We start from the raw sequence: 13,322 nt of genomic DNA on the forward strand, positions 1-13,322 counted from the left end.
GCGGCCAGCTCACCGGTCGGCTTGTCCCCACCGTTGGGCGAGAGGATCTTCCACCACACCAGGTGCAGCGAGTGCCCGGCCAGGTTGAACGCCAGAGTCGTCTCCAACCCGACGATCGACGAGAAGTCGCCCTTGTCCCGCGCCTCCGCGATCTTCTCGACCGTGTCGTTGGCACCCTTGACGTAGGCCGCGTGGTGCTTGCTGTGGTGCAACTCGTTGATCTCACCGGCGATCGCCGGCTCCAACGCCGCGTAGTCGTAATCCAACTCCGGCAGGACGTACTGCTGCGCCATCGAACCTTCTCCCTTCGCTATCAACAGTCTCTAGCTACTGCCACATTCTTGCAACTAGGCCGGATGGAGGCGTTGATCTCATCTGCCGGGCGAGTTGCGCGAACAGCCTTGCTGATCAGCGAAAACACTGCGGTGTGGGGAAATTTGCCCGGTTGACCCGGCTCGGCGGCGTGGTGCAGCATCCTCTGCGACCCCGCGAGTGGGAGAAGTCCGGTCGAAGTCCGGCGCTGACCCGCAACGGTAGGCCGCGCACGTCGCGGCAAGCCCGATCACCTGCTGGCGAGGGATGACTCCAACGACTGCCGCGGTCTGCGGTCGGGGTCTGGGACGCCTGCGTGCGCTCCTGGTCTCGCGCAACCGTGCACGACCCTGGAAGGCACGATGCGCCGCACATTCGCCCTGTTCCTGGCCGCGCTGTTCCTGGCCGGCTGTTCCAGCGCCGAGCCGCAGGCGAACGGTCTGCGCGTCGAGAACTGCGGCAGCGTCGAGACCTTCGCCAACCCGCCGAAGCGCGTGGTGAGCCTCAACCAGCACGCGACCGAGATCCTGCTGGCGCTCGGGCTGGGTGATCGGCTCGTCGGCACCGCCTTCCCGGACGACCACGTGCCGCCGCCGGAAGTCGCCGCCGGTTACGCCGAAGTGCCGTTGCTGGCCGATCGGTACCCGTCCTACGAGCGGATTCTCGAAGCCGAGCCGGACCTGGTCGTCGGCGGCTACGCCAGCGCCTTCGACGAAGCCGAGGGTCGCGGGCGCGAGGCGTTCGAGAAGAACGGCATCAACACCCTGCTGCTGTCGGAGTCGTGCGCGTCCGAGCCGAGCGGAATGGACACGCTGCTCGACGACATCTCGATGTTCGGCGAAGCACTCGGATTGCAGGACAACGCGCGCAAGCTCAACGACGACATCAAGGGGCGGGTGCAGGCGGTCGAGCAGCGGCTGGAGGACGTGCAGCCGGTCGACGTCTTCGTCTACGACTCCGGCGAGCAGACCGCGTTCACCTTGGGCGGCAACGGTGTTGGCAACGACGCGCTGCGCCGGGCCGGCGGGCACAACATCTTCGGCGATGTGCCGAAGGCGTTCGAGGACGTCAGCTGGGAGCAGGTCGCAGCGCGGAATCCGCAGGCCGTCGTGCTCGTCGCTTACCTCGGAGCTCCGGTGCAGAACAAGCAGTCCTACCTGGAAGGACACCCGCTGGTCTCGGGCACGCCCGCGGTGCGGGACCGGCGCTTCAGCACCATCCCGCTCGTCGAGCTCACCGAGGGGATCCGGTTCCCCGCCGCCGTCGAGCGCCTCGCCCGAGACCTGCACGGCGCATGAGCAGGCGAGTCGTGCACGACCGCACCTCAGGGGACCGTGACGCAAACCAGCCACAGGAAACCGTCGAACGCGAGATCACCCCGGGGCGCGACCATAACTGTGATTCGCGGAGAGGCGGGACTGGCATGAGTAGGCGAGTCCTGCGCAACCGCACCTCAGGGGACCGTGACGCAAACCAGCCACAAGAAACCGCAAAACGCGAGATCACCCCGGGACGCAACCACAACTGTGATTCGCGGAGAGGCGGGACTGTGCTGGTGCACGCCGCTCTGCTGATCGCGCTGGTGGTGGTCGGCGGCCTGGCGGTGTCGCTGGGTTCGGTGCGGCTGCCGCTGGGGCAGGTGTGGCGGATCGTGCTGGAGCCGGTGATGCCATGGATCGAGCAGGACTGGACCCCGGCGCGCGCGGCGATCGTCTTCGACTCGCGGATGCCGCGGGTGGTCGGCGGCATGCTGGTCGGCGCGGCCCTGGCGCTGTCCGGCGCGGTCGCGCAGCTGGTCACGGCCAACCCGCTGGCCGATCCGTACCTGCTCGGCGTGTCCGAAGGGGCCGGGTTCGCGGTGTCGCTGACGATCGTCCTGGGCATCGGCGCCGGGACCACGGGCCTGCCGATCGTCGCGTTCCTCGGCGGTTTGGCGGCGTTGCTGATCGTGCTGGCGGTGTCCGGGCATTCCGGGTCGGTGACGGCTTTGGTGCTCGGTGGTGTGGCCGTCGGGCAGGTGGCGTTCGCGATGACTTCGTTCGTCCTGCACGCCTTCGGCACCGGTGACCAGGCCAAGCAGGTGCTGTTCTGGATCAGCGGCGGACTTGGGGGAGTGCGCTGGGATTCGTTGCCGGTTCCCGCTGCGGTGCTGGCGATCGGGTTGATCGCGGCTGTTGCGGCGGGGCGTTGGATGAACGTTCTGCACAGCGGTGACGACGCTGCGGCGGCGCTCGGGGTCAACGCGCGGGTGTTCCGGACGTTCTGCCTGGTCATGATCTCCTTGCTGGCGGGGACTGCTGTTTCGGTGGCGGGCGGGATCGTGTTCGTCGGCCTGCTGGTGCCGCACGCGGCCACGTTCCTGGTGGGGTCCGAGGCGCGGCGGCTGCTGTCGGTGTCGGCGCTGCTCGGCGCGGTGTTCCTGGTGGCGGCGGACCTGGTGGCGCGGCTGGTCGTCGCGCCATCGGAACTGCCGGTGGGCGTGCTCACCGCGTTGGTGGGCGGGCCGGTGTTCCTGGTGATGTTGCGGCGTCGACGGAGGATCGCGTGAGCCTGCGGGTCTGCGGCGTCCAGGTGTCCTTGGGCGGCCGATCAGTTCTGTCCGATGTGGACGTCGAGGTGCGGTCTGGCGAGGTGTTCGGGCTCGTCGGTCCGAATGGCAGCGGCAAGACGACGTTGCTGCGCACGCTCTACCGGGCGGTTCAGCCGGTGGCTGGGACTGTGGAAGTCGCTGGTCTGACGGCTGGTGGTCGGCGCGAGCTGGCGCGCATCTTGGCTGCGACCACGCAGGAGACGGAGGCCCGCGCGGCGCTGACCGTCCGAGAAGTGGTGTCGCAGGGTCGAGTTCCGCACCTCGGCCTGTTGGATCGGATGCGCGCGACTGATCACGAGATCGTCGACTCGGCCCTGCGATCCACGAGCCTGCTCGACGCGGCGGAGCGCGATGTGCGGCTGCTGTCGGGAGGTGAGCGGCAGCGCGTGTCGATCGCGCGGGCGCTCGCGCAGCAGCCGAAGGTCCTCGTCCTTGACGAGCCGACGAATCACCTCGACCTGCGCCACCAGTACGGAGTCCTCGCGCTCCTGCGCTCCCTCGCCCGCGACGGCCTGACGGTCCTGCTGACGCTGCACGACCTGCGCCTCGCCGTGGAGTTCTGCGACCGCCTAGCGGTCCTCGACGCCGGCCACATCAAGGCAACCGGCACACCCCCCGAAGTCCTAGAACCGGGCCTCCTATCCGAAGTCTTCGGCGTAAACGCCCACCTGACCTCCAACAACGGCCGCCAAACCCTCAACATCACCGGCGCCACCCAGCTGCCCCCGGACTAACCCCACCCAACACGCGAACCCCACCAAAACCACCCCAAAGACCAACCCAGATCCGCCGCTTCCTGGGGAAGGTTGCCAATTTCGCGAGAAATCGACCACCCCTAGGGTGACCTAAGTCCTGGGTGAGGTTGGAGGGAATCCCAAGTTTAGGGAAATTTGGGAGGTCCTCAGCCTACGGGCCAGGTGTGGACTGGGGTTCCTTCGTCGGCGAGGGCGATGTAGTGGTCCAGCATGGTGGCCAGGGCTTTGGGGCGGTCCATGCCTCTTTCCTCCAGGCGTGCCACGGTTTCTCGTTGCCAGGTCGCGCCGTTGCGGCGGGCCAGGCAGCGCTGTTCGACCACGCCCAAGTAGTGCTCGCGGGCTTCGTCGGAGACCCCGCACGCTTTGAGGCCTTCGTGCGCCATCGGCAGCAGGCGGCGCATCACCAGCTCGTCAGGGGCGACCCAGCCGGTGCCCGGCCAGTACAGGTGGGCGTCGAAACCACTGCGGGCACCGGAGAACAGGTTCTCCTCCGCCGCCGTGAAGGACATTTGCGTCCACAATGGACGATCTTGTTCGGTGAGCGCCCGCTGGGCTCCGTAGAAGAACGCCGCGTTGGCGACGATGTCCACCACCGATGGGCCGGAGGGCAGCACCCGGTTCTCGATGCGCAGGTGCGGGACCCCGTCCACCAGGTCGTAGACCGGGCGGTTCCAGCGCCAGATCGTGCCGTTGTGCAGCCGCAACTCGTTCAGCGTCGGAGCCCGGCCGGCCTCCAGCGCGGCCACCGGATCCTCCTCCTCGGGATCGGGCAGCAGCGCCGGGAAGTACCGGACGTTCTCCTCGAACAGGTCGAAGATCGAGGTGATCCACCGCTCACCGAACCACACCCGCGGCCGCACGCCCTGGTTCTTCAGCTCCTCGGGCCGGGTGTCGGTGGCCTGCTGGAACAGCGGGATCCGGGTCTCGTGCCAGAGCGCTTTGCCCAGCAGGAACGGTGAATTCGCGCCGATCGCCACCTGCACGCCGGCCAGGCACTGCGCGGCGTTCCAATGCGCGGCGAAGTCCTCCGGGGCGACCTGCAGGTGCAGCTGGACCGAGGTGCACGCCGATTCCGGCAGGATCGAATCGGCATAGGAGCGAAGCCGCTCGGTGTGGTAGGCCTCGCCGAGCGGCTCGCCCTCCATGTCCAACAGCATTTCCTCGCCCCGCGCCAGGAAGATCTGCTCGTTGAGCAGTGAGTAGCGGGGGTTGCGGGACAGCCAGCTCGGATCGAAGTGCGCGCTGCGCAACGTCGGGAGCGTGCCGATCATGACGATCTTCGCGCCGACGTCGTGCGCACCGCCGTCGGCCCGCTGGAGCGCGTCGCGCATGCGTTCCTCAAGTCTCAGCGCACTGTCCCCGGCCAGCACTCGCGGCTCCACGTTGAGCTCGATGTTCTGCTGACCGAGCTCGGTGGTGAACGCCGGTTCGTCGATCTTCTCCAACACCTCGGCGTTGGACATCGATGGTTCCATGCTCCGATCCACCAGGCACAACTCCATCTCCAGCCCCATCTGCTGGTGCGGGAAGGAGAAGTTGCCCTCGGCGAGCATCCGGGCCAGGGCGTCGAGGCCGCGCTGCATCTTGTTGCGATACCGCTGCCGGTCCACCGGCTTGAACGCTCGATCGTCCACGTGCCGTCCCATGCTGTCTCTCCGCTCGATCGGCAGCACGTCAGCGCGCAGCGCTGGGGAAACCACCGTGACACATCGGTACCCGCCGAACCAGCGGCCAAAACGGTGTCGCCGAGCAGGGGGTTAGACGATCACGCAGAGGCGTCGTCGAGGCGCTGAACCTCCTGCGCGGTGAGGTCCAGTTCGGCCCCGCGCAGCAGGTCGGCGAGCTGATCGATGTTGCGGGCACTGGCGATCGGGGCGGTGACGGTGCGTTGCGCGCGCAGTCAGGACAGCGAGATCGACGCCATCGGGGCATTACGCAGCGTTGCGATCTCGTCCAGTGCGGTGAGGACTCGAAGGCCGCGCTCATCCAGGTGGGCGCGGGCGCCTTCAGCGCGTGGGCTGCCGGAGTTGTCCTGGCTCAGGCGGTACTTCCCGGTCAGGAATCCCTTGGCCAGCGCATAATACGGCGCCATGCCCAGGTTCTCCTTCGCGCAGAGATCGGCCAGTTCGCCCTCGAAGTCGTTGCGCTCCACCAAGTTGTACTTCGGCTGCATCGCGGTGAACTCCGCCAAACCTTCGCGGCGCGAGACCTCCAGCGCCTCGGCGAGCCGCGGGGCGGTGTAGTTCGACGCACCGTTGTAGCGGACCTTGCCCGCGTGCACCAAGGCATCGAAGGCCCCGAGCGTCTCGGCGAGCGGGATGGTCGGGTCGTCGTCGCCGTGGGCGTAGTAGAGGTCGATGTGGTCGACGCCCAGGCGGCGCAGTGAATCTTCAGCAGCCGCCGCGATGTTCGCCGCCGACAGGCCGCGCCGCTGCGGCATCTGGCCCACCTTGGTGGCGATCACGACGTCGTCGCGGTTGCTGCGGGCGCGCAGCCACTCGCCGAGGACCGTCTCGGATTCACCGCCCTCGTTGCTCGGCACCCAGACGCAGTACGCGTCAGCGGTGTCGATGAAGTTGCCGCCCGCCGCCGCGTAGCCGTCGAGCACGGCGAACGATTCGTCGCGATCGGCGGTCCAGCCGAAGACGTTGCCACCGAGGCAGATGGGGAAGACGTCGAGTTCAGTGCTGCCGAGTCGAGCCGTACCCCGAACGTGCTCCCGCGAGGCGACCGAGCGTGTCCGCCGGAATCCGGTGCGGGGTGGACCGACCGGGGCGGCGGTGCTGGAGCGGGTGCGAGAATGCGGTGCGTGGCGCACATTGTCGAGATCAGCGAGGCCGACGATCCGCGGGTCGACGACTTCCGCGATCTGTCGCGCGCGGACCGCCGACCGGACCGGCCGGGCGGACGTGGGCTGGTGATCGCCGAAGGCGTCGTGGTGGTCGAACGGCTGCTCGCCTCGCCCTACCTGGTGCGCGCGCTGTTCGGGGTGCGCCGCCGGATCGACGGCCTGGCGGAAGCCACCGCCCTCGACGTGCCCGCCTACGTCGCGAGCGCTGACGTGATTGCGCAGGTCGTCGGGTTCCACCTCAACCGCGGCGTGCTGGCCGTGGCCGACCGCGCCCCGGTGGTCCCGCCGACGGAGCTGATCGGCCGGTCCCGCCGCCTGGCGGTGCTGGAGGGCATCGGCGACCACGAGAACCTCGGCGCGCTGTTCCGCAACGCTGCCGCGCTGGGCGTTGACGGCGTGCTGCTGGGCGCGGGCTGCTCGGATCCGCTGTACCGGCGCAGCGTCCGGGTGTCCATGGGGCACGTGCTGCGGGTGCCGTTCGCGCACCTGGAGTCCTGGCCGGAAGATCTCAAGCTGTTGCGCGACAACGACTTCCGCCTCGCTGCGCTGACACCCCGAGCGGACTCGAAATCCCTTCGCGATGCTGGCCTGGACCAGGGACGGGTCGCGGTCCTGCTCGGCTCGGAGGGTCCTGGGCTCACCGACGAGGCGATCGACTCCGCCGACCTGGCGGTGCGGATCCCGATGGCCAGCGGCGTGGACTCGCTCAACGTCGCGACGGCCGGGGCGATGGCTTTCCACGCGATGAGCGGGGCGTGATGCGCGAGTCAGGCTGGGAACTGCACGCGCGCTCCGGTCGCGCGGTGCTGGTGCGCGACACCGACCACGAGGTGGACCCGGGCCGCCTGCGGCTGCCGGACTCGCTGGTCGACGCCCTCCACGAGTGGGCGCACGTCGCCGAGGCGGCGAACTCCCCGGAAACCGCGGACGCCGACCGCGAACTGATCTCGAAGCGCGGACGTCAACTGGCGGTGCGCCTCGCCGCGGAAACCGGCGGCCAGATCGGCTACCTCGACCCGCTCAGCGGTCGCCTCGACCAGATCGGCCGCCCCCGCCCGGCCCGCCCGACCCCACGCCGTCAACCGGTCCCGGCTCCCGCCGACGAACCAACGCCGTGGGGCCCGGGCCTGTTCGTGAGCGCGGTCATCGCGGCGATCACCACGGTGATCCTGGTGGTGGTGACCCGAGGCCTCGCGGACGTCAGCGGAATCCTGGCAACGGTGGTCAACCTGGCGGTAGCGGCGGGCTTCGCCCCCTCGATCTGGCTGGGCCGCCGAATCGCGGTCTGGCGCTGGGTCGCCTATGGAACCGCCGCTGGCATCGTCCTCGCCTGGCTGGCCCTCCTCTTCAGCCTCCTCGGCGACCCGCCCCCACCCCTCTGACCACATCCGCTCCGCGACTTCCCCGGTCGGGAGTGGCTGCCGTTGAACAGCAGAAGGCCGGGGTGAGCTGGTGCTCGCCCCGGCCTTCTACCGTCTTTTTGAGTTAGCGGTGGGAGCGGACTCCGAGGAGGACGTCTTCCCAGGACGGGACGATCGGGTGGCTCTTCCGCCCCCTCCGCGGCTCCGCCGCGTCCTGTACCTCCGCCTCCTCGGCGGTCGCGCCTTCGGCGCTCTCCGCCGCGGGCTCCGCTTCCGGGGCTCCCGGCTCCGCCGGTCGCTCCGGCGCTCCGGTGTTCAGGTCCAGCGTCGGTGCCTCCGCCAGCAGCGGGGCCGGCACCTCCGGCACCAGCGGAGCCGTCGGCTCCTCGGGCCGTTCCTGGCGGCTCTGCTGGTCGAGCTGGAGCGCTTCGCGGGCCAGCTCGGTGACCGGGCGGACCGTGCGCAGTGGACGGTTGGGCGACGGGTCGAGCAGATCGGCCGCGTGGTCATCGAGGGGTGCCACGGTGCCGCCGTGCGCGCCGGGGTGGAACACCCAGTGCGCGAGGTTCTCGGAGCGGCCCGCCTGCCAGGTCAGCTGGATTACCCACTTGCCGTCCTCGCCGCGCCAGGAGCCCCAATCGGCTTCGGCGTACTCGTGGCCGCGCATGCCGAAGGTGTGCGCGACGACCTCGCCGAGGGTCTGCACGTCCGGGCCGTCCTCGCGGACCGGGTGCGCGCGCTGGGCCATCTCTGCGATCTGGCGGCGTTCCAGCAGGACCGGGTAGGCGTAGCGCTCGATGCGGTGCTCGGGGATGCCGGAGGATTCGGCGATCTGCTCGACGGACGCGCCGGAGCGGATGCGGGCCTGGATCTCGCGCGGCCGCATCTGGGCTTCCATCTCGATCTGGACCTGGCCGAGTCTGGTGAGGTCACCGCGTGCCGCGGCGCGCAGTCGCTCGTCGGCGGGCACGGTGAAACGCTCGCCGTTCTCCGGGTCCTCGCAGATGACGGATTCACCGTCCTCGTCGAGCCCGACCACTCGCAGCGCTCGCATACGTGTGCCTCCCGCCGACCTACATGTCACCAAGCTGTGACGGTAACCCGGCGCGCCGCCTTGACGCGGGAGGCACGCCGGGCACATTGCGTCACTGTTGGCCACTCTCCCGGCATCGATCTTGCCGGAAAGGGGGCGTCGCGGCGAACGAGTAAAACCACTCATGTTTGCTGAGCAATACCCAGAGTGAGTGAATTTTCACTCTGCATGGTGAGATTTGATACAAAACTGCCGGGGCCCGTGGGGGACCCCGGCAGCGCTGCGTCGTCAGGAGAGCTGCGAAACCACCCAGTCGATGGACTTCGTCAGTGAGGTGACGTCATCCGGCTCGATCGCCGGGAACATGCCGATGCGCACCTGGTTGCGGCCCAGCTTGCGGTACGGCTCGGTGTCCACGATGCCGTTGGCGCGCAACGCCTTCGCGACCGCGGCGGCGTCCACCGAGTCGGCGAAGTCGATGGTGCCGACCACCTGCGAGCGCTTCGCCGGGTCGGTGACGAACGGCGTGGCGTACTCCGAGGCCTCGGCCCACTGGTAGAGGCGCTGCGAGGACTCGCGGGTGCGCTGCGAGCACCAGTCCAGGCCGCCCTGGCCGTTCATCCACTCGATCTGGTCGGCCAGCAGGAACATGGTGGCCAGCGCCGGGGTGTTGTAGGTCTGGTCCTTGCGCGAGTTGTCCAGCGCGGTCGGCAGCGACAGGAACTCCGGCACCCAGCGGCCCGAGGCGCCGATCTCGCCGATCCGCTCGATCGCGGCCGGGCTCATCGCGGCCAGCCACAGCCCGCCGTCGGCGGCGAAGCACTTCTGCGGCGCGAAGTAGTAGACGTCGACGTCAGCGGCGTTGAAGGACAGGCCGCCCGCGCCGGAGGTCGCGTCCACCGCGATCAGCGCGTTCTCGGAGCCCTCGGGGCGGGTCGGCGCGAGCATCACGCCGGTGGAGGTCTCGTTGTGCGCCCAGCCGATCAGGTCGACGTTCGGGTCCGACACCGGCTCCGGGGCGTCGCCCGGCTCGGCCGAGACGACCACCGGGTCGCCCAGGAACGGGGCGGTCTTGGCGGCCTTGGCGAACTTCGAGGAGAACTCGCCGTAGGTCAGGTGCAGCGAGCGCTCGCGAATCAGGCCGAAGGTCGCCGCGTCCCAGAACGCCGTGGTACCGCCGACACCGAGCACGATCTCGTAGCCGTCCGGCAGCGAGAACAGCTCCCGCAGTCCCTCGCGAACCTGGCCCACCAGGGACTTCACCGGCTTCTGGCGGTGCGAGGTGCCCATCACGGCAGCGCCCTCGCTGGCCAGCCGGGACAGCTGCTCGCTGCGCACCTTGGACGGTCCGCAGCCGAACCGGCCGTCAGCGGGCTTGAACTCTTCGGGCAGCTTCAAGGTCGTCGGGTCGATGGTCTCGGCCTGCGTCATGCCGGCGCCTCCGGGCGTTGTTGTGGTGATCGTGCAGGGGGCGGGACCGCGCCTCCCCGCGCGCCAGTGGCCTGTTGACCGGCGCCGTTGCCGGTTCGGCTCAAGTCTTGCAGCAGGGTTGGCGGCAGGTGAAGCCGCGTCCGCTGCGAGCAGCCGCCCCGCAACTTACTGCGACCCGCGCTCGTTGGCCAGCACCGCATCAGGCGAAGCCAGGGCCCCGCAGCACTTCTTGTACTTGCGTTCTGAACCGCACCAGCAGGGCTCGTTGCGACCGGGCGGCCACGAGGTGGTCTGGACAGCTTCGGCCACGAACTCCGCGCGGGTCGACAGCTCCTCCAGCGGGAGCTCGCGGGACTCGGCGAAGGCGACCAGCGCGTCGAGCGATCCGGTGGCGAGCAACGAGTTCGGTTGCTCCGCCAGCGTTCGCTGGACTTCCTGGCGGTGCTGGAGGTGGGTGCAGTTCGGGTGCCAGTCCGGGTGTCGGCGCTGGACTTCGGCGAACTCCGCTTCGGGCCAGTAGAGGACCGCGGTCGGGTCGTGCCGGTGGCTGATCTCCTCGATCTGCTCGAAGATCTGGTGGGCGCGCTCCTGGAGGTGGGCGTGCAGCTCGTCGTACTGGTCGGCGGGCATTCCCAGCTCGCGGCGCAGCACGGCGCGCTGCCGCAACACCGCGAAGCCGGGATCGCCGTGCTCCAGCTCGGCGTCGAGGTCCGGGACGAAGCGGGTGACGCCGACGTTGAGCCACCGCAGCGCTTCCTGCGGAGAGCCGATCGCCTCGTAGCCCGCCGCGGCCTCGGCATAGGCCCACTCGCAGTCTGAGCCGCGGCGAAGCAGCTGCGCCAAGAGCTGCTCGCCTTCCTCGTAGCGCCCGTGGGTCAGCAGGAAAGTGGCGTAGGAGGCGTGACCGCTGAGCACGTTCCCGCCGTCGTCGACCTCGGCGGCGGCAGCCAGCGCGCGTTCCTCGCGCTCGTGGTCGCCAGCCATGTGCCAGTAGCCGCCAGCTTCGACAAGGTCGTCGCAACGCTGGTCGCTGTCCTCAGCGTCCTCTTCCAGCGCCTCGGCGTATTGGACGTAGAGCTCGCGCTGCTCGTCGGTAGGTAGTGCTGCCACTTCTCCACGCTACCGCTGCGCCCGACACGCCTGGACGTGTCGGGCGCGGGAACAGTTTTGCCCGGGCGCGTGGGGTGTCAGCTATAGGCAAAACCCCACCCGGAGCGCATCACACCGGAGCGATGAGCTGGTCGAGGTCGTCCCAGCCCTGGACGTCCTGAGGGGAGCGGGGGCTGGGGCCGATGTACTGGGCCGAAGGGCGGACCAGGCGGCCGGTGCGCTTCTCCTCCAGGATGTGCGCCGACCAGCCCGCGAGGCGGGCGCAGGTGAACATCGCGGGCATCATCGCGGTGGGCACCGCCGCGAAGTCGAGCACGACGGCGGCCCAGAACTCGACGTTCGTCTCGATCTGCCGGTCCGGACGCCGCTCCCGCAGCACCGTCAGCGCGGCCTGCTCGAGCTCGCGGGCCACCTCGAAGCGCGGCGCGCCGAGCTTCTCGCAGGTGTTGCGCAGGACTCGGGCCCGCGGGTCCTCGGCGCGGTAGACGCGGTGGCCGAAGCCCATCAGCCGGTCGCCGCGATCCAGGATCGACTCCACCACGCGGCGGGCGTCGCCGGTGCGCTCGGCTTCCTCGATCATCGGCAGCACGCGAGCCGGGGCGCCGCCGTGCAGCGGCCCGGACATCGCGCCCACCGCTCCGGACAGACAGGCCGCGACGTCGGCACCGGTGGAGGCGATCACCCGGGCGGTGAAGGTGGAGGCGTTCAAGCCGTGCTCGGCGGCCGACACCCAGTACGCGTCGAGGGCCCGGACGTGCGTGGGATCGGGCTCGCCGCGCCAGCGGGTGAGGAACTGCTCGGTGGCGGTGGTGGCCTCCGCGATCCGGGACTGCGGGACCGCTGGCTGGTCGCCGCGCGCGGACTGCGCGACGAAGGACAGCCCGAGCGCGCAGGCGCGTGCGAGCTGGTCACGGGCCTGCGTCTCCTCGACGTCGAGCAGCGGAGCGAAACCGTAAGCAGGCGCGAGCATCGCCAGGGATGCCTGCGCGTCGGCGCGTACGTCGCCGGTGCGGACCGGCAGCGGGGTGTCGTCCGCGGCCGGGAGGCCGTTGCCGAACTCGCCGTCCACCAGCAGCGCCCACACATCGCCGAAAGATGCGGTGCCCACGAGATCTTCGATGTCGACCCCGCGGTAGCGCAGCGCGCCGCCGTCGCGGTCGGGCTCGGCGATCTCGGTGCGGAAGGCGACCACGCCCTCCAAGCCGGGGCGGAACTCGGGCTGACCTGCACTGCTCATGGCTACCTCGCCTCCTCGCTGGTTGCGTGCGCGCGGATGCGCGGACGCGGGGAGTGGCGGGGTGCAGGCGTCTTGACCACAGTGCACCTGCCCGGCTCGGCGCACAATCCCGGCCGTTGGAAAAAAATCACATGGTGACCCGAATCATGCGAAGTGCCGAAAATTCCGTTAGCGATGCAAAAGTCTGGAAAAATGGTTGTAATGGGGCAATTGTTCGGTACTAACGCTGCATGACATGGCGGGCGCGGTATTTTTCCGCGTGTTAAACAAGTTTCATGCATCTTGCTCCTCATGAGCGCGACAAGTTGCTCGTCTACGTGGCGGCTCGATTGGCGCGCGAACGGCTGGATCGCGGACTGAAGCTGAACTACCCGGAATCGGTCGCGCTGATCACCGACCACGTGGTCGAAGGGGCTCGGGACGGCCGGACCGTCTCCGAACTCATGCAGAGCGGTCGGCAGGTGCTGCGTGCCGACCAGGTCCTGGACGGCATCCCCGAGATGATCCACGACGTGCAGGTCGAGGCGACCTTCCCGGACGGCACCAAGCTGGTCACCGTCCACGACCCCATCAGCTGAGCGCCGATCTTCGCCCGGGTGGGGAAGCGGTGCTCTCGGTTCCCGCCGCGGGCCCGATTCGCTC

Annotated in this window: 12 protein-coding genes and 1 pseudogene; 6 read left to right on the forward strand and 7 right to left on the reverse strand. The window is 69.3% G+C overall.

Going from position 1 to position 13,322, the window contains the following annotated elements; genetic code table 11:
• Window positions 1-293, reverse strand: a 293-nt coding sequence (locus ACWCO2_RS20460) for a superoxide dismutase (protein ID WP_450129334.1), incomplete at its 3' end; no start/stop codon positions are given.
• A gap of 381 nt (window positions 294-674) precedes the next feature.
• Between ACWCO2_RS20460 and ACWCO2_RS20465 the strand changes: the two genes are divergently transcribed.
• From ACWCO2_RS20465 to ACWCO2_RS20475, 3 genes are all read left to right on the forward strand, one after another.
• Window positions 675-1,610, forward strand: a complete 936-nt coding sequence (locus ACWCO2_RS20465; RefSeq protein WP_450129335.1) for an ABC transporter substrate-binding protein — start codon at window positions 675-677, stop codon at window positions 1,608-1,610.
• 251 nt (window positions 1,611-1,861) lie between these two features.
• On the forward strand, window positions 1,862-2,860 hold the full coding sequence (locus ACWCO2_RS20470; RefSeq protein WP_450129336.1) for a FecCD family ABC transporter permease: 999 nt from the start codon (window positions 1,862-1,864) through the stop codon (window positions 2,858-2,860).
• A complete protein-coding gene (locus ACWCO2_RS20475) occupies window positions 2,857-3,636 on the forward strand; it encodes an ABC transporter ATP-binding protein (protein WP_450129337.1) in 780 nt (259 codons plus the stop codon). The genes ACWCO2_RS20470 and ACWCO2_RS20475 overlap by 4 nt, the downstream gene beginning before the upstream one ends.
• Window positions 3,637-3,803: 167 nt before the next feature.
• Here ACWCO2_RS20475 and ACWCO2_RS20480 read toward each other — a convergent pair whose 3' ends face one another.
• On the reverse strand, window positions 3,804-5,303 hold the full coding sequence (locus ACWCO2_RS20480; protein ID WP_450129338.1) for a glutamate-cysteine ligase family protein: 1,500 nt from the start codon (window positions 5,301-5,303) through the stop codon (window positions 3,804-3,806).
• A 119-nt stretch (window positions 5,304-5,422) separates the two neighbouring features.
• Window positions 5,423-6,322 (reverse strand): annotated as a pseudogene (locus ACWCO2_RS20485) (aldo/keto reductase).
• 135 nt (window positions 6,323-6,457) lie between these two features.
• Between ACWCO2_RS20485 and ACWCO2_RS20490 the strand changes: the two are divergent.
• Both ACWCO2_RS20490 and ACWCO2_RS20495 read left to right on the forward strand, forming a co-directional pair.
• Window positions 6,458-7,267 carry a TrmH family RNA methyltransferase gene (locus tag ACWCO2_RS20490; RefSeq protein WP_450129339.1) on the forward strand — a complete coding sequence of 270 codons (810 nt, stop codon included), beginning with the start codon at window positions 6,458-6,460 and terminating at the stop codon, window positions 7,265-7,267.
• On the forward strand, window positions 7,267-7,890 hold the full coding sequence (locus ACWCO2_RS20495; RefSeq protein ID WP_450129419.1) for a DUF2537 domain-containing protein: 624 nt from the start codon (window positions 7,267-7,269) through the stop codon (window positions 7,888-7,890). Before ACWCO2_RS20490 ends, ACWCO2_RS20495 begins: the two co-directional genes overlap by 1 nt.
• A 103-nt stretch (window positions 7,891-7,993) precedes the next feature.
• Here ACWCO2_RS20495 and sepH read toward each other — a convergent pair whose 3' ends face one another.
• From sepH to ACWCO2_RS20515, 4 genes are all read right to left on the reverse strand, one after another.
• Window positions 7,994-8,923, reverse strand: coding sequence for a septation protein SepH (gene sepH / locus ACWCO2_RS20500; protein WP_450129340.1), 930 nt, complete (start codon window positions 8,921-8,923; stop codon window positions 7,994-7,996).
• Between the two features lie 267 nt (window positions 8,924-9,190).
• Window positions 9,191-10,333, reverse strand: coding sequence for a phosphoserine transaminase (gene serC, locus ACWCO2_RS20505; RefSeq protein WP_450129341.1), 1,143 nt, complete (start codon window positions 10,331-10,333; stop codon window positions 9,191-9,193).
• Between the two features lie 165 nt (window positions 10,334-10,498).
• Window positions 10,499-11,443 carry an SEC-C metal-binding domain-containing protein gene (locus tag ACWCO2_RS20510; protein ID WP_450129342.1) on the reverse strand — a complete coding sequence of 315 codons (945 nt, stop codon included), beginning with the start codon at window positions 11,441-11,443 and terminating at the stop codon, window positions 10,499-10,501.
• Window positions 11,444-11,552: 109 nt separating this feature from the next.
• Entirely contained in the window at window positions 11,553-12,680 is a 1,128-nt protein-coding gene (locus tag ACWCO2_RS20515; RefSeq protein ID WP_450129343.1) for a citrate synthase 2, read from the reverse strand.
• Window positions 12,681-12,955: 275 nt separating this feature from the next.
• Here ACWCO2_RS20515 and ACWCO2_RS20520 point away from each other — a divergent pair, with 275 nt between their 5' ends.
• Window positions 12,956-13,258 carry an urease subunit gamma gene (locus ACWCO2_RS20520; RefSeq protein ID WP_450129344.1) on the forward strand — a complete coding sequence of 101 codons (303 nt, stop codon included), beginning with the start codon at window positions 12,956-12,958 and terminating at the stop codon, window positions 13,256-13,258.
• Window positions 13,259-13,322 lie beyond the last annotated feature (64 nt).

The organism is Saccharopolyspora sp. NPDC002376 (assembly GCF_053593195.1).